21 protein-coding genes are annotated in these 23,457 nt (G+C 59.6%); 6 read left to right on the plus strand and 15 right to left on the minus strand.

The window, feature by feature from the left end; genetic code table 11:
- Position 1: 1 nt before the first annotated feature.
- The 5 genes from P7B02_RS02925 to P7B02_RS02945 form a co-directional block, all read right to left on the minus strand.
- Positions 2–2,251: a GumC family protein gene (locus tag P7B02_RS02925; protein ID WP_277784803.1), complete on the minus strand. Its 2,250-nt coding sequence runs from the start codon at positions 2,249–2,251 to the stop codon at positions 2–4.
- 157 nt (positions 2,252–2,408) lie between these two features.
- A complete protein-coding gene (locus P7B02_RS02930; protein ID WP_277784804.1) occupies positions 2,409–3,722 on the minus strand; it encodes an outer membrane beta-barrel protein in 1,314 nt (437 codons plus the stop codon).
- 110 nt (positions 3,723–3,832) lie between these two features.
- Entirely contained in the window at positions 3,833–4,351 is a 519-nt protein-coding gene (locus tag P7B02_RS02935) for a hypothetical protein (protein ID WP_277784805.1), read from the minus strand.
- A gap of 120 nt (positions 4,352–4,471) precedes the next feature.
- Positions 4,472–6,316, minus strand: a complete 1,845-nt coding sequence (locus tag P7B02_RS02940) for an O-antigen ligase family protein (protein WP_277784806.1) — start codon at positions 6,314–6,316, stop codon at positions 4,472–4,474.
- A 111-nt stretch (positions 6,317–6,427) separates the two neighbouring features.
- Positions 6,428–7,237 carry a transglutaminase-like cysteine peptidase gene (locus P7B02_RS02945; protein ID WP_277784807.1) on the minus strand — a complete coding sequence of 270 codons (810 nt, stop codon included), beginning with the start codon at positions 7,235–7,237 and terminating at the stop codon, positions 6,428–6,430.
- 255 nt (positions 7,238–7,492) lie between these two features.
- Between P7B02_RS02945 and P7B02_RS02950 the strand changes: the two genes are divergently transcribed.
- The 6 genes from P7B02_RS02950 (at position 7,493) to P7B02_RS02975 (ending at position 12,837) form a co-directional block, all read left to right on the plus strand.
- Positions 7,493–8,074, plus strand: coding sequence for a polysaccharide biosynthesis/export family protein (locus tag P7B02_RS02950; RefSeq protein WP_277784808.1), 582 nt, complete (start codon positions 7,493–7,495; stop codon positions 8,072–8,074).
- Positions 8,075–8,317: 243 nt separating this feature from the next.
- The gene (gene rfbC / locus P7B02_RS02955) at positions 8,318–8,881 is read left to right on the plus strand and encodes a dTDP-4-dehydrorhamnose 3,5-epimerase (protein WP_347276630.1); all 564 of its coding nucleotides are present in this window, start codon (positions 8,318–8,320) and stop codon (positions 8,879–8,881) included.
- Between the two features lie 26 nt (positions 8,882–8,907).
- Positions 8,908–9,963 carry a dTDP-glucose 4,6-dehydratase gene (gene rfbB / locus P7B02_RS02960; RefSeq protein WP_277784810.1) on the plus strand — a complete coding sequence of 352 codons (1,056 nt, stop codon included), beginning with the start codon at positions 8,908–8,910 and terminating at the stop codon, positions 9,961–9,963.
- Complete coding sequence (gene rfbD, locus P7B02_RS02965; RefSeq protein WP_277784811.1) at positions 9,956–10,858, plus strand: dTDP-4-dehydrorhamnose reductase; 903 nt, start codon at positions 9,956–9,958, stop codon at positions 10,856–10,858. Before rfbB ends, rfbD begins: the two co-directional genes overlap by 8 nt.
- On the plus strand, positions 10,855–11,730 hold the full coding sequence (rfbA, locus tag P7B02_RS02970; RefSeq protein ID WP_277784812.1) for a glucose-1-phosphate thymidylyltransferase RfbA: 876 nt from the start codon (positions 10,855–10,857) through the stop codon (positions 11,728–11,730). Before rfbD ends, rfbA begins: the two co-directional genes overlap by 4 nt.
- Before the next feature lie 3 nt (positions 11,731–11,733).
- Positions 11,734–12,837: a DUF1972 domain-containing protein gene (locus P7B02_RS02975; RefSeq protein ID WP_277784813.1), complete on the plus strand. Its 1,104-nt coding sequence runs from the start codon at positions 11,734–11,736 to the stop codon at positions 12,835–12,837.
- A gap of 236 nt (positions 12,838–13,073) precedes the next feature.
- Here P7B02_RS02975 and P7B02_RS02980 read toward each other — a convergent pair whose 3' ends face one another.
- The 10 genes from P7B02_RS02980 to P7B02_RS03025 form a co-directional block, all read right to left on the minus strand.
- Complete coding sequence (locus P7B02_RS02980; protein ID WP_277784814.1) at positions 13,074–14,183, minus strand: acyltransferase family protein; 1,110 nt, start codon at positions 14,181–14,183, stop codon at positions 13,074–13,076.
- Positions 14,184–14,243: 60 nt separating this feature from the next.
- A complete protein-coding gene (locus P7B02_RS02985; protein WP_277784815.1) occupies positions 14,244–14,753 on the minus strand; it encodes a serine O-acetyltransferase in 510 nt (169 codons plus the stop codon).
- Positions 14,746–15,696 carry a glycosyltransferase gene (locus P7B02_RS02990; RefSeq protein WP_277784816.1) on the minus strand — a complete coding sequence of 317 codons (951 nt, stop codon included), beginning with the start codon at positions 15,694–15,696 and terminating at the stop codon, positions 14,746–14,748. Before P7B02_RS02990 ends, P7B02_RS02985 begins: the two co-directional genes overlap by 8 nt.
- A 127-nt stretch (positions 15,697–15,823) precedes the next feature.
- Positions 15,824–17,023: a hypothetical protein gene (locus P7B02_RS02995; protein WP_277784817.1), complete on the minus strand. Its 1,200-nt coding sequence runs from the start codon at positions 17,021–17,023 to the stop codon at positions 15,824–15,826.
- A 30-nt stretch (positions 17,024–17,053) separates the two neighbouring features.
- Entirely contained in the window at positions 17,054–17,980 is a 927-nt protein-coding gene (locus tag P7B02_RS03000) for a glycosyltransferase family 2 protein (protein WP_277784818.1), read from the minus strand.
- Between the two features lie 12 nt (positions 17,981–17,992).
- A complete protein-coding gene (locus P7B02_RS03005) occupies positions 17,993–18,391 on the minus strand; it encodes a serine O-acetyltransferase (RefSeq protein ID WP_277784819.1) in 399 nt (132 codons plus the stop codon).
- On the minus strand, positions 18,381–19,622 hold the full coding sequence (locus P7B02_RS03010) for a lipopolysaccharide biosynthesis protein (protein ID WP_277784820.1): 1,242 nt from the start codon (positions 19,620–19,622) through the stop codon (positions 18,381–18,383). The genes P7B02_RS03005 and P7B02_RS03010 overlap by 11 nt, the downstream gene beginning before the upstream one ends.
- Positions 19,623–19,921: 299 nt before the next feature.
- On the minus strand, positions 19,922–20,929 hold the full coding sequence (gene galE, locus P7B02_RS03015) for a UDP-glucose 4-epimerase GalE (RefSeq protein ID WP_277784821.1): 1,008 nt from the start codon (positions 20,927–20,929) through the stop codon (positions 19,922–19,924).
- Positions 20,930–21,069: 140 nt separating this feature from the next.
- A complete protein-coding gene (locus tag P7B02_RS03020) occupies positions 21,070–22,371 on the minus strand; it encodes a UDP-glucose dehydrogenase family protein (protein WP_277784822.1) in 1,302 nt (433 codons plus the stop codon).
- 106 nt (positions 22,372–22,477) lie between these two features.
- On the minus strand, positions 22,478–23,443 hold the full coding sequence (locus P7B02_RS03025) for an NAD-dependent epimerase/dehydratase family protein (protein ID WP_277784823.1): 966 nt from the start codon (positions 23,441–23,443) through the stop codon (positions 22,478–22,480).
- Between the last annotated feature and the right edge of the window lie 14 nt (positions 23,444–23,457).

Here is a 23,457-nt window from a genome sequence, read left to right on the forward strand (position 1 = left end):
TCTAGCTGGCGTAGTACTTCTTGTATTCGCCGTAGTAGTAGCCCGCGTCGCCGTAGCCGTAGCGGGCCTGCTCCTTCATGTCGATTTGGGTCAGGGCGACGCCCGCCAGGTGAGCGCCGGTGCCGCGCAGCAGATCAAGCGCGGACTCGATGGCTTTCTGCGGGGTCTTGCGCCAGCGAGCCAGGAAGACCACGGCGTCGGCCTTGGGGGCGAGGACCCGGGTGTCGGCCACCGGCAGCAGAGGCGCGGTGTCCAGGATCACCATGTCGAAGCGGCGGCGAAGTTCGCCCAGCAGCTTGTCCATGGCTTCTGTGCCGAAGACGTCCTTGGGCGTGAAGTTGGTGGCCGCCAGCGGCAGGAAGGCGGCGCCGGTCTTGGGGTCGATCTTGAGGACCTGGTCCAGGGTCGCCTGGCCCGACAGCACTTCCAGCAGACCCACCGACGGCTCGACGCCGAGCACTCGGTTCACCGTGCGGCGGCGGAGGTCGCAGTCGACCACCACGGTGCGCTGGCCTTGCATGGCGATGGCGCGACCCAGCGAGATCGAGGTCGTGGTCTTGCCTTCGCCCGGCAGGGACGAGGTGATGGCCACCACCTGAACCTGTTGGCCGAGCTTGGCGTAACGGATCGAGGCGCGAAGGTTTCGGAAGGCTTCGGAGAAGCCCGAGAGCGGCTTTTCGACGACGAAATCGACCGGAGCTGACTTGGTGTCGGCAACGGAGGCCAGGGTCGGAACCCCGCCCAGATAGGCGACGCCGAGACGCTTCTCCACGTCGGTGGAGGTGGTCAGGCCGCTGTCGAGCATCTCAGCGACGATGAGGGCGGCGAAGCCCGCGCCGACGGCGAGGACGAAGCCGAGCGCCAGGTTCAGGGGGACCTTGGGAGCGCTTTGGCCGGTGGGGATCTTGGCCTTGGAGACGACGCGGGCGTCGGAGGCCTCGATGCCCTGCTGTGAGCTCGTCTCCTTGAAGCGGTTCAGATAGCTCTCATAGAGGGTGCGCACGGCTTCGGCGTCGCGCTCAAGTTCGCGCAGCCGCACAGCCGCCTTATTGTTGCTCGCCAGGGTCCCGCGCGCGGCCCCCAGGCTGCCGGCCATGGAGCCTGTGCGCTGACGCGCGATCTGGGCCTGGGTCTCGAGGTTGGTGATGATGCGGCGGGTCTCGGCCTGAATTTGGGCATCGACGTCTTCAAGCTCGCGTTGCGCCTTGAGCATCTCCGGGTGGCGGGCGCCGTAGCGGCCCGACAGGTCAGCGACCCGGCCGGAGATCGTGGCGCGCTGCTGACGCAGTTGCTGAATGACCTGGGAGTCCAGAGCTTCGCCGAGCTCCTGGCCCGAAGCGCCGGCCGCCAGTTGACGGCGAGCCGCCGAAAGCCGCGCTTCCTGCTCGGCCTGAGCGGCGCGGGAGGTGGCGACCTGCTGGTTGTAGGCGGAGATTTCCTGCTCGGTGAGGGTCGCGCCGGACGAGCTCAGCAGGTTATTGGCGATCTTGTACTGGGCGACGGCGTTCTCGGCGGTCTGCACCTGACCACGGAGCTCATTAAGCTTGGTGTTCAGCCACGTATTGGCCTGCTTGGTGGCGTCGAACTTCGCCTCCAGCTGCTCGAGCAGATAGAGATCGGCGAAAGCGTTGGCGATCTTGGCGGACTTGGCCGGATCGACCGAGGTGTAGCTGACATTGATCACATAGGTCAGGCCGCTGCGGCGGACGCCAAGACCACCAAGCACGCGATCGACGATGGCTTCGCGTTGGCGCTGGGCTTCGACGGGGTCGAGCTTGGTGTTGTCCGGTTTGGCCGCGCCGACGAGGGAAGCGATGCCGCCCACCACCATCTTGATGCCCGAAGGCTTGGCGACGAGTGGATTGAATTCGGGGTCCTGATCGAGCTTCAGACGCGTGACGACGCGCTCGGCCAACTGGCGCGACTTGAGGATTTCCACCTCGGTGTCCACGACCGCGGTGTCGGCGGGAAGCCCGGACATTACAGCGGCGACGTCAGTGACCTGCTCCTGACGGGTGTCCAGCATTACATTGGCCGTAGCCGTGTACTTCGGCGTCGACAGCAGGGTGAAGATCACCGCAGCGACGAACACCGCGAGCGCGACCGCCCCGAACAGGCGAAGCCGACGGCGGAAGATGCTGATCAGGTGCGTCAGATCGAGACTCGGCGCGAAGGCGAAGCCGCCAACATCACCGCCGTCTTGGCGAGCATCAGCGGCCGGACCAGCAGGATTGGGGGACATCGAGTTCATCGGACGCGCAACCTTCAAACTGTGCCAGCCCAGGACGCCTGAGGGCTTTCGCACACGCAACACGCAAGTGGCATACCAGCGTGCCAGTGACCAGAAGAAAGGCGCCGGAGGTGGTTAACCCCCGACGCCTTGTTCATTCCATCGAGAGAACCACAGCCTAGAAGCGGCCGGTGATGCCCAGCGAGATGGTGTTGACCTTGAAGTCCTGGCCGCCGTTGGCGCCCTTGGAATTCTGATCGAAGTAGGTGTAGCCGGCGACGACGCCGAGGCGACGGTTCAGCAGGTAAGTGGCGCTGACGCCGGCGGTGAAGCGCTTGTCGTTACGATCGATGCCTTCGTAGTCGTCATCACCGTAGTTGACCTGGCCGGTGAGGATGACGTTGCGCAGCAGTTCGTGATCGACCTGAGCGCCGACATTGTTCGACAGATAGCCGGACGAGCCGATGATGCCGCTGTCTTCCACCGAACGGGTGCCGTTGATGGTGACGGTGGTCAGCTGGGTCGGGAACCACTCCAGCTGGGCGCGGCCGCCGAAGCCGTCGACCTTGCCGTAGAGCGGGCTGTCGAAGTCCTGCGACAGATAGCCGGCGGCCAGTTCGCCGCGGACCAGGGCGCCGACTTCGAAGTTGGCGCCGGCCAGGATTTCATAGCCGTCGGAGTCGCGGCTCGGACGCGCCACGGTGCCCGGCAGGCGGTACTCGCGCTTGTTGACCGTGCCTTGAACAAACACGGCGGTGGCCGGGCTCAGCGCATAGTCGCCGCGAGCCAGGAAGCTGGTGATCTCGCGGTCGCGGTCATCCTGCTCGACTTCGGCGCCGGCCAGGGTGCGGCCGTCGTCGTAGTTGAACTTGCGATAGTCGCCGCGCGCCTGCAGGCGCAGGCGATTGAACTCGCGAACGCCGGCCAGATTGAACTGGGTCAGGTCGTACTGGATCGGCTTGATGGAGCCGGTGGGCGTGCTCGACGAAGTGCGCGGCTCGGTGATGCGGCTGTGATCGCCGCCGGCGGTGAGGTTGGTTCCCCGCACGATGTCGAGCCGGCCGTTGCCGCCGAACGAATACTCTTCGGTGTTTTCGCTGTCGTAGTCGGCGTAGCGGTTGATTGAGCCGCGCGCGAAGGCGTTCAGGGCGTGACGCGACCAAGTGGACTGCAGGTCGACGGACGGCTTCACACGGAAGATGAAGTCATCGATCTCGCCGGCCGAGGCGCCGTAGATGTTGTCGTTGTACTCGCCAGACACCGTCAACTGCGGGCGGGCGGTGAAGGCGCCCAGGCGCATGCCGGCGGCTTCATACTCCGGATGGGGGCGTTGGCGCACTGACACGTTGCGATCGCGGGCGAAATTGCTCTGCGCATCGGCGGCGCTGTTCAGCGAGCCGCGGACCGTTTGCGCCCAGCTGATGGAAAAAGGAACGCCCATCGCGGCCATCGTGGCGACGGCCACGGCCATAGGCATGATCTTGGACTTCATAAATCGCCTCCCCAGGCGAACACACACAGGTTTGAACACGCCCATCCCCCAAGGACGCGCGACGAGAAGAAAGGGCGGGGCCGAAACCCCGCCCGATCGACGAAACTAGATTAGGTGCCGGAGACCGGGTTGTAGCCGGTGCCGCCGCCGCCGCCGCCGCCCGAAGACGGGGGGGCGCCGACTGGCGGGGGAGCGCCCGGAGCGCCAGTGGCAGCCGGTCCGCCGGTGGAGGCGGGCGCCGGGTTGGAATTGGCCACCGCGGCAGCGACCACGGTTTGGACTTGCGCAACGGCCGCGGTGACGGCCGGCGTGGCGGTGCCTTGAGCAGTCATGGCGGCTTGAGCACGCGTGACAGCGGCGGCGACCACGGCCGGCGGTTGGGCGGACGCGGTGATCGCAGCTTGGACGGCGTTCGCCACGAAGGCGGCGGCGGCGTCGCCGGTCAGGCCCTGCGCCGCGGCTTCAGCCGAAGCGGTTTCAGCAGCGGTTTCGATAGCGGCGGCCAGAGCCGCGACGTCGGCCTCTTGAGCGACGGCCGGAACAACGGTCGCCACAGAGACGGCGCCGACAACGGCCAGCGAAGCGGCGGCGCGCAGGAGGAGGCCCGCGCCAAGATTCTTGATGCTCATAATCCCCAGTCCTTCAGAGCCGCCGGCCCGTCGGCCCCTCAACACCTTGTTGAGCAACCCGGACGACGTACTAAACAAACCCTTAACTCGCCTGCATTGTGCAGTGCATTAGCGCTACCGTCAACGTTTCGGCCGGCCAATCGGATTCAACCAGAAGGCGGCGACCATCCGGCCGGTCGGTGACGCAATACTCTTAAGATCGCCGGTCACATATCGCTGGTGGGCCGGATCCTCAAGCAGGAACTCCGCCTCACGTTGCACATATGCTCGGCTTTCCGGGTTAAGTTCGCCCCAGTGCTCGAGGCCAAAGCGAATGCGCCAGCGAGCGACGTAGGGGTCGATAGGGACGAGGTCGTAGGTTGTTTCAAACATCTTGACCGCATCGCGCTCCAGGCGACCAGAGCGCACTTGATCGATGTATACCAGTCGAAGCCAAGCTGCAGTGTCGTAGGGAGCAAGCTTGAGCGCCTCCTGGCTTGCGGACCGCGCCGCATCCAGGACCCCTGCCGAAGATCCGCCGGCCAGCAGTCGGTCCGCATGTCGGTCAAAGCCCACCGCTAGCCTCAAGAACGTCAGCCCGCCGATCGAGGCGGCGCCGGTTCCGAGCGCGCTGAGGACAAGCACCGCGCCGACCATGCCAGAAAGACCAGCGGTCGCGCCCGCCACGGGCAGCCAGGGGTGCGCCTTGCGCCCGGTCGGCTGCCGGCGCGAGCTTTGCGAGGCGCTGAACCCAATGCCCAGCAGAAGAGCCCAGAGCCCCGCCACCGACGGAGCCTGCAAGGCGAAGTCTGTCCATCCATGGAGCAGGATTATCGCGCTGCAGCCCAGCACCGCGACTATCCAGCCACGCATGCGCTCGCGCCTCAGGCCATGGAAAATGGTCAAGCCGATGACTGAGGCAATTGCGCCGAACATCGGCAGGGCCGCAGCAAGCCCCCCCTCTTCCAACCATTGGATATAGACATTGTGGGTGGAGTTGACGTTCCACAGCACAGGGAAGTTCTGGGCATCGAGATAGATGCGGTTGATCGCATTGAAGGAGCCGAGGCCGTAGCCATTGATGGGCGAGGCGAGGAAAGCCTTCCAGTGAACGCTGTTGAGCGTCCCTCGCACATCAGCGTCTGCGGACACGCTGAAGAGCCGCGCGATCAGCTGGTCGCCAGCAAAGGCGACGAGTGCAGCCGCGCTCGCCAAGCCGACCAGCAGAAGGGTCACGGGGCGGGTCTTGCCTCCACCTCGCAAGCCTTCTCCAACCAAAACCAACGCCGCGCCGACAGCTGTCGCCGCCATGCCGGCGCGAGAGGCCGTGCATATGAGACAGATCATAAAAATGAGTGTGGCGGAGGCCGCGGGGGCGACAGCCGCGATACGCCGTGACGGGTGCGCCTGACGGGCGCGGCGCATGGCGAGACCCAAGCCAAGCACGCCCAACATGCCAACCAACGTCGCAGGTGTATTGGCCGATAGAAAGTGGCCTGCAAGGCGCCGGCTATACTGCGCGGTCGGGTCGCCACCTGCGTATGCAAGGAACATCCAAGCGCTGAAAGCCGCGCCCGCGTAGACCGTCAGCGAAAGGGCCAAATGCGCGCGCTTATCGGACGCGCCAAGAGCCACACCGATCAGGAAAAGGCAGCCGATACCAATCAGCTTGATGAGTTCAACGACCGTTCCAGACGGATCGATCGAGGCAAACCCGCGCTCACCGACATAAGCCCATGCCGGATGAGGTCCACCGGGCACCCAGGGCGTCAACGACCAAAGAACGGCCAACACGCTGAGAGCGAAGAAAGCGACAGGCCAAATTAGGCCACGCACCTTTATCAGGTCCTGTCGAAACTCCCGGGTCGCCATGACGGCGACGACCAAAAGGCCGCTGACTAGGGTCAGCCCCATGGCCATCTCGGTGCGCTGCGCACCATAGAGCCAGTGAGCTAGATTGATGACTGAGGCGGCGGCGACCGCCAACCACGTTCCGGAGGGACGCTGTCGCCACCGGCTCGCCACCGACTGCACCAAAGAATCTTCCGACATTTCCCCGCCCGACGCGCGCTCAATCCATTGTTGAGCTCGCGTTATTTATTGGGCCGAGGCCAACATCAAGCGCTCTGAACGCGCCACGCCCCAGGTAAAGGCAGCGCCGAACTGCCGTTCACGCCACACGTAGCCAGCCTTGGCCCACGGCACGATGAAGGACGACAGGTTGTCCAGGACATATTCCCCCTTGTCAGTGTCGACGAGGAGAACAGCGTGGGTCTCGCCCCAGCTGGTGGTGACAATGGCCGCCGACATGGCCGATTGCGGCACGCCCGCCGCCGCCAGCGCCCGGCGCTTTTCCAGGACGTAATCTTCGCAATCGCCGTATGCGGCAGCGCCATCCGACAGCGGCGTGGCCCAATAGTCCTCGCGACCGTAGCCCTCTTGATCAGAGCGTCGCACTAGGTCGTGGTTGATCTTACGATTGACCTTGTTGAGCTGGGCCCAGAGCTTCTCATTCAAAACCGGATGAGCCGGCGCATCCTCAACGCGGCGCAGGACCGCCGGGATCGCCTCGAGGTTCTTTGAGGCGCTTGCCGCGGCAAAATGGGCCGACCAATCGAACTGACCGCTCGTCGAAGGCACAATAGCAGCCGGCGCGGGAGCGGCCTTGCTATTGAACACCTGCGACCACGCCACCCGCTGAGCTTCAATGCGATCGGCTTCGGCCGCAGCGCCTCCGCAGTCTTCAGGAGACCGCGAGCAGAAGTCCAGGAACCCCTGCGGCGCCGCCATGGAGGCGGCCATGGTCATACGGCTGCTCGGCTCGGGCAACGTCGCGCAAGCTGCAAGAGACATAACACCGGCAACAATTGCCGCGCCGCGAAGCACAGTAAATGCGAAGTTCACCATAGCTACATCTCCATAATTTCGAGATGCAACTTGGTCCGTTTATTTTAATTCACCGATAAAATACATGGTGTATGCAAAAGTTACCCAGTTTAACTAGGCAACAATTTCCATGGTTTCTTTACGTTAACTAAGGTTATGGTTGATTTTAACTTTACGGCAATTAATGCCGGATTCACCATGCGGCAGTGCGGCATGGCGCCTATTCCGTCTCGTGCGCGGCTGCGCTAGGAAGGAGAGACACGCTTAGAGGTACCCATGCTCCGCCAAGCTCGACTGCTGTTTGCAGCCTTCGCCGCCATGATGTTCCTGGGATCTGGAAGCGCCGCGCTTGCGCAGGCCGCTCCAACGACGGCCGCTGCGGTCGATCAACCCACGGTGCCGGAGTACATCCTTGGCTCAGGCGACAAGGTGCGGGTCATCACCTTTGGTGAAGAGCAACTGACTGGGGAGTTCTTCGTGGGCGGCGAGGGCCGCGTAGCGCTGCCCTTGATCGGCGAGATCAAGGCCGGCGGCCTGACGGTCCGGCAGTTCCAAACGAACATCGAAACTGCACTCAAGGACGGCTACATCAAGGAGCCGCGGGTCAGCGTCGAGGTTCTGAACTATCGGCCCTTCTACATTCTCGGCGAAGTGAAGTCGCCTGGTACCTACCCGTACACTAGCGGCCTCACGGTTCTGAATGCCGTTGCAACCGCTGAGGGCTTCAGCTACCGCGCCGACACCAAGAAGGTGCACATCAAGCGGGCGAACGAGACCGAAGAGCGGACCTACCCACTCACCCAATCGACGCCAGTCGCGCCCGGTGACACGATCAGGATCGGTGAGCGCTTCTTTTAGTGGTCGGCACGTCTGTATTCACGAGCGTCGCGGGTGAAGCACACGTTTGCTTTGCAGCTATTCACGCATTCTGGATCAACCTTAGGGCGCAAACGCGAGCATCCGCAGTTAAATTATGCGGACAACCTAGCCTCCGCTTGAGCTCGCCTTCTAGGTGTTGACGCTTTCGGATATTGCTACGATGCGGCATCGGAAAGCTGGTTAGGGGCTGGCTTGGGGGTGGTTATGTCGGCAAGCGTTACTTTGATCCGCACGCGCCGTTTCGGCGATGATCGCGGCTGGTTCACCGAGACATACTCGGAAAACAAGTTCGCGGCTCTGGGCATCGACGGTCGCTTTGTTCAGGACAACCACTCGCGCTCGGCGGCCGTCGGCACCATCCGCGGCATTCACTTCCAGTCGCCGCCTCACGGCCAAGGAAAGCTCGTTCGCTGCGTGCGCGGACGCATCGTCGACTATGCTGTCGATCTGCGGCGCGGCTCCCCGACCTACGGCCGCCATCTGGCGGCGGAGCTGACCGCAGAAGGTGGCGAGCAACTCTTCGTGCCGATCGGTTTCGGGCATGCGTTCGTGACCCTCGAGCCGAATACTGAGGTGGTCTACAAGGTCACCGACGTCTATGCGCCGGCCTGCGACGGCGGCGTGATCTGGAACGACCCGGACATCGGAATTGACTGGCCGCTGCCCGCTAGCGGGCCTGTGCTGTCCGGCAAGGACCAGACCTTGCCGACGCTGGCCGGGTTCGAAAGTCCCTTCGACTACGACGGCGTGCCGATGCCCGCCGAACTTGCGCTCATCGAAATCTGATCTCGCCTCTGGGGGGCGTCTATAAGATGCGTATTCTCGTCACCGGCGGCGCCGGCTTCATCGGCTCGGCGCTCGTTCGCCGCCTGATCAACCACACCGACCACGAAGTCCTGGTGTTCGATAAGCTGACCTATGCTGGCGTGCTGAGCTCTCTAGAGCCTGTGGCGTCTAGCAATCGCTACAGTTTCGTCCAGGCGGACATCTGCGACGCCGACGCCGTGTCTCGGGTTCTGCGCGACTTCCAGCCGGATGTGATCGCCCATCTTGCGGCCGAGAGCCATGTCGACCGATCGATCGACGGCCCTGGCGCATTCATTCAGACCAATATGGTCGGGACCTTCGTCATGCTGAACCAAGCACTGGGCTATTGGCGCGGCTTGGCTGGAGACAAGAAGGCCAGCTTCCGCTTCCACCACATTTCGACCGACGAGGTGTTCGGCTCGCTGGGCGAGGACGGCTTCTTCACAGAAACCACCCCCTATGATCCGCGCTCGCCCTATTCGGCATCCAAGGCCGGTTCGGACCATTTGGTGCGGGCTTGGGGCCATACCTACGGCCTGCCGGTGCTGGTGACAAACTGCTCCAACAACTACGGCCCCTATCATTTCCCCGAGAAGCTTATCCCCTTGATCATCATCCGCGCCCTCAACGGCGAACCCTTGCCGGTCTACGGCGACGGGTCGAACGTGCGCGACTGGCTGTTCGTCGACGACCACGCCTGCGCCCTGCAGGCCGTGTTCGAAAAGGGCAAGCCTGGCGAGACCTACAACGTCGGCGGCAACGCCGAGAAGAAAAACATTGAGGTAGTAGCCGCCATCTGCGCCATCCTGGACCGGCTGCGACCCAAGACGAACGGCAAGTACGCCGACCAGATCACCTATGTGACAGACCGCCCCGGTCACGATCATCGCTACGCCATCGACGCGTCGAAAATCCGCTCGGATTTGGACTGGACCCCATCGGTGACCTTCGAGCAGGGCATCGAACAGACGGTGACCTGGTTTTTGGAGAACCAGGCGTGGTGGCAGGACATTCTAGACGCCCGCTATTCGACCCAGCGCCTCGGTGTCGCCAATGGCTGATCCCGTCCACATCCTGATAACCGGCGGCGCGGGTCAAGTAGGCCTGGAGCTGCAGGCCGCCGACTGGCCCGAGGGCGTGATCCTACACGCGCCGACACGGGCCGAGCTGGATCTGAGCGATCCCGCCTTGGTCCGGGCCGCACTCGCCGCCACACCATTCGCCGCCGTGATCAATTCGGGCGCCCATACCGCAGTCGACAAGGCCGAGACTGAGGTCACGGCCGCCTTCGCCGCCAACGCCATGGGGCCGGCGGTGCTGGCCGACGCCACGCGCGAGGCAGGGATCGCTCTGATCCAGGTCTCAACCGACTATGTCTTCGACGGCTTCAAGGACGCCCCCTATGTCGAGACCGATCCGGTTGGGCCGTTGGGGGTCTATGGCGTCTCGAAGTTGGCTGGCGAACTAGCGGTGCGGACCGGCAATCCACGCTCGGTCGTGCTGCGAACGGCCTGGGTTCTAAGCGTGCATCGATCCAACTTCCTCAAGACCATGCTGCGCCTCGCCGCCGACCAGCCGGCTCTCCGCGTGGTCGGCGACCAGCACGGCTGTCCCACCTCTGCGCGCGATATCGCGCACGCCCTGAAGACGATCACTCTGAAGATGATCACCGAGGTTAATGCTCCGACCGGCATCTATCATTTCGTCAACGCCGGCGAGACGACCTGGGCCGGGTTGGCGACCGAGATTTTCACGCTCAGCGCCGCTGTCGGCGGCGCTTCTGCGTCGGTCGAGGCCATCCCCTCGTCCGAGTACCCGACCCCAGCCAGACGCCCGACGAACTCGCGTCTGTCGACTGACAAACTGACCCGCGACTACGGCATAGTCCCTCGCCCGTGGCAGGCTGCCGTCGCCGAGATCATCAACGCACTGCACGCCGAAAGGGCCGCCGCATGAAGGGCATCATCTTAGCCGGAGGTTCCGGCACCCGCCTGCATCCGATGACCCTAGTCACCTCGAAACAGCTGATGCCGGTCTACGACAAGCCGATGATTTATTATCCGCTGTCGACTCTAATGCTGGCCGGCATCCGCGAGGTGCTGATCATCTCCACCCCGCGCGACACGCCCAACTTCCAGGCCCTGCTCGGCGACGGTTCGCAATGGGGAATGGAGATTCAGTACGCCGTTCAGCCCAGTCCCGATGGCCTGGCCCAGGCATATGTTATCGGCGCGGACTTCGTCGGCGACAGCCCATCCGCCCTAATACTCGGCGATAATATCTACTACGGTCATGGCATCACGGACCTTTTTACCAGCGCTATCAGCCGGACCGACGGTGCGACGGTCTTCGCCTATCATGTCAATGACCCAGAGCGGTACGGCGTGGTCGAGTTCGACCGCAACATGCGTGCTCTGTCGATCGAGGAAAAACCCCAGGTAGCCAAATCGAACTGGGCCGTCACCGGCCTCTATTTCTACGACAGCGACGTGGTCGAGATCGCCCGCGACCTGAAGCCATCGGCCCGTGGCGAACTGGAGATCACCGACGTCAACAGCATTTATCTGGAGCGGGGTAAGCTATCGGTCGAGATTATGGGTCGGGGTTACGCATGGCTCGACACCGGCACCCCCGACAGCCTGATCGACGCGGCCCAATTTGTCAGTGTCCTGGAGAAACGCCAGGGCTTCAAAATCGCCTGCCCCGAGGAGGTCGCATACCAGAAGGGCTTCATCGACGCAGCCCAGCTGGAAAAACTAGCCGCCAAGCTCGGCAAGAGCGCGTACGGCGCATACCTGCGCGACAATGTTCTGAAGCGCGGAGCCTGAGGCATGGATCAGCCGTCCCTCTACATCATCGGCACGCGCGGCGTTCCCGCGGCCCACGGTGGCTTCGAGACCTTCGCCCATCGCTTCGCCCTCCATATGCGGAACAAGGGTTGGGCGGTCACCGTCTATTGCCAGGCGGACGAGGGGCCGAGCGGCCCCGTGATTGACGAATGGGAAGGGGTGAGGCGGGTCACCTTCGCCGCCGACAGCGGCGCCTTGGGCACGATGAAATTCGACTGGGCCTGCGTACGTCACGCCATGAAGGAACGTGGCGTGATGTTGGTCCTAGGCTACAACACCGCCGCCTTCAGCGCCCTGTTGCGGCTGACGCCCAATCCGGTCCTGACCAATATGGACGGGATCGAATGGAAGCGCGCCAAGTGGCCGCTGCACGGCCGGATCTGGCTGTATCTGAATGAATGGATCGGCGCCCTGACGTCGAACAAGCTGATCGCTGACCATCCGGAGATCGAGAAGCACTTGGCGCGGCGTCGTAGCAAGCGTGACATTGCCATGATCCCTTACGGTGCCGATCCGGTAACCGACGCGCCGGAAGGGGCGGTTCGGGGCCTCGGGCTTACCCCCGGCCGCTATCTGATCTCGATCGGTCGGGTCGAGCCTGAGAACAACATCCTGCCGATGATCCAGGGTTTCGCCGCCCGGCCGCGAGACTTGCAGTTCATCTGCCTTGGCAAGTTGGAGCCCAAGGTCAATGCCTACCATGCCGAGGTAATGAAGGCCGGCGAGGGCCGCGTGATCTTCCCCGGTGCCATCTACGACCCGGTTGTGGTCAAGGCTCTGCGCTTCCACGCTGCTGCGTACTGCCACGGCCATAGCGTCGGCGGCACAAACCCATCTCTGGTGGAGGCGTTGGGCGCTGGCAATGCGGTGATCGGGCACGACAACCGCTACAACCGCTGGGTGGCGGGCGACGGGCAGTTCTATTTTGCAGACGAAGCCACCTTCAGCGACATTCTCGACGTGATCGAGGCTGCCCCCATTCGCCTCAAGGACGCCGCTGCTGCCGCCCTTCGTCGGTTCCACGATGGCCTGACTTGGCCGCCAGTTCTTGAGATGTATCAAACCTTGTGTGAGCGGGCGCGCTAGCAGGCATCAAAGTTATGACCGCGGCTGGCATTCTTGACGCGCAGCGGCGTGATTCCGCGACAGGGGTAGTGGCCATCCAGTCACCTTCCCGACCGCAATCTGCAGCGGGCTCATGTTCACTGCGACAGCCTTGATCGCCGCCCATTCTCACTGAAATGCACGCATCTGACAAACGAGCTGGCAGGGGCGGAGAAGGTCGATAAACGGAGACTCGGATTATCGAGGGGTGGCGGTCGTTATGAGACGCGAGCCGCTGCCTCGGATGTCGGAGCAGCAACCCGTGAATCACGCCGAGCCCTGACTTTATCCATCAAGAATGCGCGCAACGGTTCATCGTAGAGTTTGAGAACGATGGCCGCAAACAGGACAGAAAAGGCGACTGACAAGAAAATCAGCGGCGCCCCATCGTAAGACGGAGCTATGATGCTAACAGTTCCCCCTGAAACGAAGATAATAGGAACGTGTACTCCGTAAAGTGGATATGACAGCCGCCCTAAATATTCATCAACGCGGCTCGGACCAATATTTACCGCCCCAGCGATCAGGATCGCTGGAAGGACAATAAGAACCAACCCTATCTGCCACCACACCGATTGCACGGGAAGCATTAGGGCTGCGACCAGAGCCGGGAGGGCGAGCAGCGATGTCCACCGGCTAGTGATTTTCGGCGCTAGACCAAGGCGGTAAATGAGAACGCCCAAGCCGAACCCGAAGGTGACGCGCACCAGCCCCCCTACGAACGACGCCCATTCCCACCCGATACTTGTCGTACCTGAAGCGACGGAAATCGCTCCGAAAATGATTGCTGCCGTGCCGACCAGCACTGCTAAGACTGCGACCCTCGCGCGGATTAGCCAGATGGCCCAAACGGCGTTGATTATCACTTCAAAGAACAGCGACCACAGCGGTCCATTTCCCGGAAACAGAGCGCCACCCGAGACGGGGCCAATCCATGGCTTTGGTAGCAGCGCCGCGTTTATGACCGAGCTACCGGCTATCATCCAAAGAGGGTCCGAATCCTCGGGTGACGCGAGCCACCGCAAGATCAAATAGACTGCCCCCATTGCGCTGGCGATGACCACGACCGGCATCAGCCGCACCAGGCGCAGCACCATGAACCAGCCCAGCGGCATCCCCTTCTCCAGCCTGTGCTGGTAAGCATGAGCAATAACGAACCCGCTCAGCATGAAGAAGAAGTCGACAGCCAGAAAGCCAGACGGAACCAGTTGTGGCGTGCCGACTCTGGCGCAGTGGTACAATGCAACGAGCAGTGCTGCGACACCGCGGAGGCGGTCCAAAACACCGTACCTTTCAGGCGTCAATCCTGTTGTCATTGCCTCCACCACGCTCGAGCTGTCTCCCGTCGGCGCCAATGGTACAGATTTGCGGTTGTGAAGTAAGGAGGATTACACTCGGATATCTCTGGCTGGATTACCCACCATGATAGAGTTGGGCGCAACACTCTTGGTCACGACACTGCCAGCTCCGATTTTAGCATCGTCTCCGATAGTTATGGCCCCCAATACTATGGCGCCAGCTCCAAACTCGACCCTATTGCCCACCACAGGCGATGCACTCTCGCCCTCTTTCGTCATCTTGTTTCCGATTGTTACGGAATGTCGAAAGATGCAATCATCGCCAATAACAACGGCTTCATTGATAACCAACGCCATGCCGTGGAAAAGAATGGGCCTCCGGCCGATCCGCACTTTGGTCGGCAGATCGACACCCATAACCCAATCAACTACAACGCGGTAAATAACCCGAATTGGTGCCGTAATTGCACGTACAATTGGCGATGAGCTCGCTCCGCTCGCAAAAGCTATTCTATAAAATGATAAAATGAACTTCGACTTTGCGTGCGGATTGCATTTTATATCTTCAAATATTAGCGCGATTGTGGACAATCTATCCATCGTTTTTGCCTCTGCGATCTCGACCGGTTCTGATCATACGTCGTACCCGTGAGAAGAATTTTGCTGGATAGAAAATGCTGGAAATAACAAGAAAAACTACCTTGAATGGATAATTAGACTCAAAGAGATACTTTCTATAAAATTTTATATGCACAAAATACATCCAAACGCGCATTTTTGGCGTTTGATCATTAAATATACGATCACGCAGTGCATAGGTCTTGCTGATCGTCGAAAAAGGCAAAATGTTCGACGCGCTTTTCTGGTGAACCCGGTAGCGCATTAGCACGCTGTCGATGTTGGCAAAACGCGCCCCCGCCGCAAGCATTCGCGCAAAAATATCGTAGTCTTCGGCCGGCACATTTTCTTGCACATAACGTTGCGATTTAAAGAAACTTGCGCGCGCCATGACGGTGGGATGAAGGACTCCATGCTCCCCAGCACGGATCTTCGCGGCGATATCATCATGCGTCAGAGGAAAATTTGTCTTCCCAAGGACACGCCCCGTATCGGAATGGAAGATTTCAGCATTAGACCCAACAATATCATACGCTCCAGAAGCGAGGATCTGATGCTGCACCTCGATCCGCTCCGGCAACATCACATCATCGGGATCAATGCGCATAATGAACCGGCAAGTGGCCTGCTCTATTCCAACGTTGAGGGCATTTCCGAAACCCTGATTACGCTCCAATGCAACGATTTTGAGGAACGGCAAACGGAAGGCGAATTTTTGGGCGATGGCCAATGAGTTATCAGTCGATCCATCGTCAACAAATATCAGCTCTCTCGGGGCACGAGTTGATGCGACGAAGGATAGGAAAAACTCATCAAGGTAAGGTCCATTATTGTAGTTCGCGCATACAACGCTGACGTCCAAATGCGAATTCGCAACCGGAATCTCATGGGGCGGAGCACTATTGAGGCTGTTTTGCCGAACCATTCTTGACTAGTTTCCACTCTAAGATCGATTTTAGGAATCATGGTACGATGCCCATTTAGCCGCACCATACTCGTTTCGGAGCGTAACGAACCGCGCGACTTATGGACTCTGCTCCCGAGCCTCCGCGCTACGCCCTCTGAGGGCCCGATCGTCCGCAAATGTAATTCAAATACAACGCCCCGTTAAATGAAAAAATGAAGGCTATGTCAGTAAGCGCAAAATTTAACGCCATAAACGAAGCCAGGACGCCGACAAATACTAAGAATTCAAGATAGTTTTTAGTGTACTTTACGACCAAAATCAACTGGTAAAACACGTACACAAATAGGCCAGCCAGCCCAAAGTCAATATACAAGCTGTAGATTGTGCTAAATCCAGCATTGTAAAGCCACGCCTTTGTAATGGGATTGTAGTAAGTCAGAGCTCCCTGCCCGAAAAGACTCACGCCTTCGGAAAGTATTTGCCCCAACGGAGAAAAGCGCGCGGCAGATTCCCACGATTCCCGGCGGTAAAACTCACTCGATGCACGCACAAAGAAATCTGCGAAGAAGTTCGAAAGTGGATTGTACATGACAAGTACGAAAGCTGTCACGACGAACGCGAGCATGATGTTAAAGCCATATCGGCTTGCATTCAGGTTGCGGTAGAAGCCATATGCAAACAGTGGAATGAAGAGCAATACACTTGTAGCTTTAGCGGCATTGGAGTTGCCGAGGAAGATTATTAGAACGGCCAGCGCGCATATGATAAGCCGATCGACCATTCTGCAGTAGAGAAAAAATGTAGATACTATTATCAATTCGCATACAGCCGCCAGGCTAGCGTCAGATTGTAGGAAAAATGTACCGAATATTGCGTCGATATATCCTATAGGCGCTTGCGAATATTGGATGAACTGGGATGTAAAACTCTTCTGAAGAATTACCACACTGAGCTCGATCAGAAGAAAGATCTTTATGATCTTGAAAAATGCACCCGTGCTAACAGACGCGGACAGGCGCATCGCATAAACTCGCCCAGCAACTGCGGCAACAATTGTGCATAGCACGTAGTACAAGTATGTAATTGTATTTGATAGTGGCGTTCCATGCTGTAGATAGCTTAGCGCTATAACTACGATCAAAACAGCCAGAATGGCCTCAACTTGCACGTGATACCACGCAGCGCGGGACAAAAAGACATGGCCGAAAAGTCCAAGCGCTAGCCAGTTACTCTGGGTCTGGGACAGAAGGCCAGCATACTGCAGCAGCCCCCCCGTAAAATAGATCAGTAAAATCGGCGCCAGCCAAATTACGCCGAAATTTGTATTTGCATCGACTCTATTCATCGAAATTCAATCTATCTCTGAGCGGGGCGCTTATTTGCTCGTCGCGATGTAGGCTTTAAGGCAACGCAGGAAGCTACGGCCGGCCATCAACGTGGCCGGCAATCCCGGACGGCCCTTGGAGTATGCATGCCGAAGCACCATTAGAGCACCCTTGAGATCTCCGAAGTTCGCCGTGACCTGCAAGGGAGTGGTTGCGCAAAAATCACCCATTATTCGACGAGATTTGTCTGAAAGCATATAGTCCGCCCAGGCGAGAATTTGCGGAGTACGGTTCGTCTTCGAGACGCCGGGAAGCGAAATATCGTAGTGAGTACGATGGCCGGCCCCAATGATTATCTGGCAGTCCGCATTCCGATTGGCCTCAATAACCCACCCCCAATCAGTGCAGACCTCCGGTAGCTTATTGAAGGGGATCAATACAGCTAGGCTCTTTGGGAACAACAACGATGATGATTGAATGAAATTATCGACTCTTCGCAAAGTCTTTCGAAGAAAGAGATATTCTTCCGGTCTTCTAGTCAAAACTGGAACATTATTCGTTCTCGGGCGCAATGCTTGGCGTCCGTCGGGGTAGTGAATTGTTAGCCCCGTCGCTGCGATCCAACCATCGCTGTGGGTGGATGTAAACTTTTGAACATCGCGGATCTGCTCAATGCATTTCCTCGGATCCCAATAATCATCGTCGTCCAGCAGTGCAATAATTTTGGCGCTCGCACTCTCCACGCCCATTTGTCGCGCCGGTCCTTGCCCTGGCGTCGCTCGCGCATCGATGACCCGCACACGCGGGTCGTCGAAGGACGGTAGAGTGTCCGTATTGTTCACAACAGCGAGAACTTCAACCTGAACTTCTTCCTGCGCTAACGCAGATTCGACTGCGCGAAGAAGAGAGGCGCGGCCCGATGTTGGGATGACCACGCTGATATGGGGGTAGTCGGCGCAATTGGCGACGGGATTCATTATCTTGCGTTTCTAAATGAAAATGGGTGAAGGAGGGGCTCTGACAACGGCATTGGCGGGCACATCTCCCACGACAAACGCATTGGCGCCGACGACGGCATTGTCGCCGATCATCACGCCACCAACAATCGTCGCGTTGGCGTAGATGGTGACGTTGTCGCCGATATTGGGATACTTTCCAGACCTGCTGCCGCCAATGGTCACGCCCTGATAGATGGTGACATTGCGCCCGATAACCGCTCCCATGCCAACGACGATGCCGAGCGGATGATGCAGATTTGGCGGCCCAGAGAACATGGCTCCCGGAGAAACGTCGCAGGCAAAAAGAACCCGGAGTAACTTGCGCGCCACGCGGCCTCTGAGGCCGCCACGCGAAGCCAGCATGAAGAGCTTTTGCGGCTTACTGGCCATTTCGCGCCCTCAGAGCTTGTAGGTCATATTTCCGGATGGCGACAATCGCCAGCGCGATTGTCGCACAGTAGGCCATAGTCCAAACCACGGAAATTAGGGTAACGGTCGACGACATACCAAGCGAAAACGTAGCCCCCGCAAGAACGCAAACAGTTATGCAGACGATCCTGAGGACCTGTAGACAAAACAATTCCCGTTGCATCCCCAGCATTGCCATGAGCGGGACCATAGGTACTGCAACCAACTGAAGGCACATCGGGAGCGCCAATATCTGAATGTACTCGCCCGCAGGAGCCCAAAGTGCGCCAAAGACCCAAGGCGTGAGCGGAGGAGCGATAATTGCTAAGGCCACGGCAGCGGCTACAGAGAACGATAACAGAAGAACAATCTGTCGGCGAAGGCCCGCCCAAAGCTTGCCGTTTCCGCTGCGAATGATCGCGGATGCATCTGCAACAATGATCTGGTTGATCCCCTGCCCTATCAGCCCTGTTGGAGCTCCCACAACTCTTTGGCTAAGACCAAGATAGCCAGCAGAAGCGGCCCCATAGAGTGGCGCCACTAACAACATGGGCATCTGCGACGCAAATGTACCTAACGCGTTAGCACCTGACCCTATCAAGGCTCTCAAGAAGCCCTTAGACACTTCGACATGATTTGGATGCGGCTCGCAACTCTTAGTCGACTTCAACAGGATTTGGCTAATCGCTCTACCAACAACCATACCCAGACCAAGCGAAATGGCGCTCGGATGCAAAATAGTGAACACTGCCTGAGTTATGGCAACAAATGCACCACCGAAAATATTGCGTTGGATAAGCTTAGGTATGTCGCTCTTTCGAATTAGAATCGAGTTCGCCACTGAATTTAGCGACATTGCGGCCGTCAAAAGAAATGTGGATGCGGCTAATTCTAATCCGCCCCCGCTCGAAATAAAAAACGATATAGTTGCCGCAAATAATGCAAAAATCGATGTGCTAAGAAGAGCTCGTCGAACCAGCGTCGTGACTTCGAACTCGTTGTGGGCCACCGGGACAAAGACATCAGTCTGAAAGATCGCGAATGGAAGCGCTATAAGCGCGATCGAAAGCGCAATCTGATAGTGGCCCATCTCCACAGGATCGAGCAGCCGCGTCAAAAGTGGAATGGTGGCAATCGGCATCACTTGGCCAAGTATCTGGCTCGCCAAAAGTTGAGCTCGAGTACCAAACCCCTCATGAATCGAGCGCCGCATCCTGGATATCATTTTGCCGATATATCCCAAGCCTTCAAAACATCTCGGATGTGCTGATATTTGTTCTGACCATGGTACGCAATGTTGTCAGCGCGATGGGAAACATAAGTTGCTTATCGGGCCAGCGGATCGCTACATCAAGACACCACACAATTGGGCGAATGTAATGGACGCCAGAAGCCAGTGGAATCGCGCAGGCGGGCCCCGTGATGAGACCGAGGCCACCCCTTTGCTTGCCGGCATTCTTATGTTTCCACGCGGCCGCTTACAGAGCACACCAGGATTTAAATATGTAGCGATTACGCCAAGGCACCGGCACGGGTTACCCGCGCTGGATGAGCCTGCTGGTGCCAACGCCAAGCTGTTTCGACGATGTTCGGCAGTGTCGAGCGTACTGGATCAAAGCCCAGTTCGCTTCGCGCTCTTTCGATCGAAGCGACTAGTTCGGATGGATCCCCGGGACGCCGTTGGCCGCTTGGTGCCACAAAGCTTCGACCGGTTGTCGCTGATATCGCCTTCAGCACCTCGGCCACCGAATGGCCATGACCACTCCCAAGGTTGAATATGCCGCTTTGCCTCCCCTGCTCGAGACGCTCTAACGCTGCAACGTGTGCATCAGCTAGATCACTCACGTGCACATAATCGCGGATTGCCGTCCCATCCCGCGTTTGAAAGTCATTTCCAAAAACTTGGAAGCTCTCGAGGTGTCCTTGCAGCGACATCATGGCGCGTGGAATGAGGTGGGTTTCGACTTCGCGTTGCTCTCCGATCTCCGCCTCGGAATCCGCACCGCAGGCATTAAAATAGCGAAGCGAGACGTACTTCAGTCCATATGACCGAGCGTAATCCGCTAACAAGCGCTCGCACATCAACTTGGTATGGCCGTAGGTGTTGATGGGGGCCGTCGGCGTATCTTCGTTGATCGCGCCCCCATCCGGCTGCCCGTAAACCGACGCCGTGCTGGAGAAGACGATCCGACTGCGGCCGGCGGAGCGAATCCCTTCAAGCACACCGAGAAGCCCCCTCACATTGTTGTCGTAGTAAAGCGCCGGATTTTCCTGCGACTCCGCCACGGAAGAAAGCGCGGCGAAGTGCATGACTGCAACCGCGTCATACTCACGGATGGCCCGCTCCATCGAGATTGGATCGCGAGTGTCGGCCTCAATTAGGGGGCCCCATTTAACGAACTCCCGTCTTCCTATCGACAGGTTGTCGTAGGCGACTGGGCGCCATCCGGCTATCGCGAGGGCTTTGCAGGCGTGTGCGCCAATGTAGCCCGCGCCACCTGTAACGATGACTGATCGCATAACCACCCCCAAGCCAGCCCTAACCAGCTTCTCGATGCCGCATCGCAGCAATATCTGAAACCGTCAACACCCAGCAGTTGTAAGAGTTTGAGATTGCTCGATGTTGGTACTCAGACCGTGCCGGTTCGATCTCGTCCGCCTCAGGATCGGCCGATGCTCACGTAGTTGAAGCCGCGGGCTCTCATGTCGGCAGGGCGGTAGATGTTGCGCAGATCGACAACCACCGGAGCATTCATTAGCAACTTGATGCGATCGAGATCGAGCGCCCGGAACTGGTCCCACTCTGTGATCATCACCAACACGTCCGCGCCCTCGGCGACATCGAACGGGCCGTCCTTGAAATCGACGTCCTTGAGCATGTGCTTGGCCTCATGACCTTCCGGATCGAACGCCTGGACCTTGGCGCCCATGGCCTGCAGAGCCGGGATAATGTCCAGGCTGGGCGCATCGCGCATGTCGTCGGTGTTCGGCTTGAAGGTCAGTCCGAGTACGCCGATGGTCTTGCCGCTGACATCGCCGCCTAGAGCGGCGGCGACCTTCGCCGACATGGCCTTCTTGCGCGCATCGTTCACAGCGACCGTCGCCTCGATGAGCTTGGTCGGCGCACCAAAGTCCTGGGCCGTCTTGACCAGCGCGATGGTGTCCTTGGGGAAGCAGGAGCCTCCATAGCCGGGGCCTGCGTTGAGGAACTTCTTGCCGATGCGGCCGTCAAGGCCAATGCCGCGTGCGACCTGCTGAACGTCGGCGCCGACTTTCTCGCAAAGATCGGCCATCTCGTTGATGAAAGTGATCTTCATGGCGAGGAAGGCGTTGCCGGCGTACTTGATCAGTTCGCTGGTACGCCGCCCCGTGAACACGATCGGCGTCTCGTTGAGATAGAGCGGGCGATAGAGCTCACGCATCACTGCTTGGGCGCGCTCGTCGTCGGTGCCGACGACCACACGGTCAGGACGCTTGAAATCCTCGATCGCCGCGCCTTCACGCAGGAACTCAGGGTTGGAGACGACGGCGAATTCGGCGGCTGGGCGCACTTTCTTGATAATGGCCTCAACTTCGTCGCCTGTACCCACCGGCACGGTGGACTTGGTGACCACGACAGTGAAGCCGTCGATCAGGCCCGCGATTTCTTCAGCGGCGGCATAGACGTAAGAGAGGTCAGCATGACCATCTCCGCGACGGGTCGGCGTACCAACAGCGATGAACACCGCATCGGCTTCCTTGATGGCCTGCGCGCCCTCGAGGGTGAATGACAGGCGGCCCTCGCGAACGTTGCGCGCCACCAGCTCGTCGAGACCCGGCTCGAAGATCGGGATTTCACCCGCCTCAAGGCGGCGGATCTTGGAGGGATCCTTGTCGATGCAGGTCACCACGTGACCGAAGTCGGCGAAACACGCCCCCGACACCAGACCCACATAGCCAGTGCCGATCATCGCAACGCGCATAGAAACACCCCTAAAGCCTCAGCAACCGACGCTCTCCTGCACCGCAGCATGGAGCGCCAACTCATATCCCGCCCAAGGCGAACTCCGTTCGAATTCGCCTGAAAATTCAGCCGTAGAAACTGCGATACCACTCCACGAAGCGGGGCAGCCCTTCTTCGATCGGGATCGCAGGCGTGTAGCCGGTGATCTCTTTCAGTTTTGAGACATCGGCGAAGGTGCGCGGCACGTCGCCCGGCTGCATCGGCTTGTAAATCTTCACAGCCTCGCGACCGATGGCCTTCTCCAAGGTGGAGATCATGTCCATCAGCCCCTCAGGGCGGCCGCCGCCGATGTTGAGGATGCGGTTCTCGCCAGCAGGCGGAACGTGATCAAGTGCGGCCACGACACCCGTGACGATGTCGTCGACGTAGGTGAAGTCGCGGGACATCTCACCTTGACCGAAGACCTCGATCGGTTCGCCGGCGAGGATCTTCTGAGTAAATGAGAAGTATGCCATGTCCGGCCGCCCCATGGGGCCATAGACGGTGAAGAACCGCAGGCCCGTCTGCGACAAACCATAGAGCCGTCCGTAGGAATGGCTCATCAGCTCGCCGCTGCGCTTGGTGGCGGCATAGAGCGAGACCGGCTCCACGGCCGCGTCGCTTTCCTTGAAGCCCTCGCCGTCTTGAGGACGGTCCCCATAGACTGAGCTCGAAGAGGCGTAGACGAGATGCTCGACGCCATTGTGGCGACAAGCCTCCAGCACCGACAGGTGCCCCGCCAGGTTCGAGCGTTCGTAAGCGAAGGGGTTTTCGAGGCTGTAGCGGACACCTGCCTGAGCCGCGAGGTGGATGATGCGCTTGGCGCCGCTGGCCTTCACCAGAGCCGCGAAACCGCTGGCGTCGGCGATGTCCATGCGCGCCATGCGAAAGCGATCCTGGCCTTCCAGCTTGGTTGCGCGGGCGGCTTTCAGAGCCGGGTCGTAATAGGTGTTGAAATTGTCGACGCCGACGACCGTCTCACCACGATCCAACAGACGCTGCACGGTATTCATGCCGACGAAGCCGGCCGCGCCGGTGACGATGACGGTCACTCGATATCCCCCAC

Origin of the sequence: Caulobacter segnis (assembly GCF_029543125.1) — a bacterium.
GTDB lineage: Bacteria > Pseudomonadota > Alphaproteobacteria > Caulobacterales > Caulobacteraceae > Caulobacter > Caulobacter segnis_D.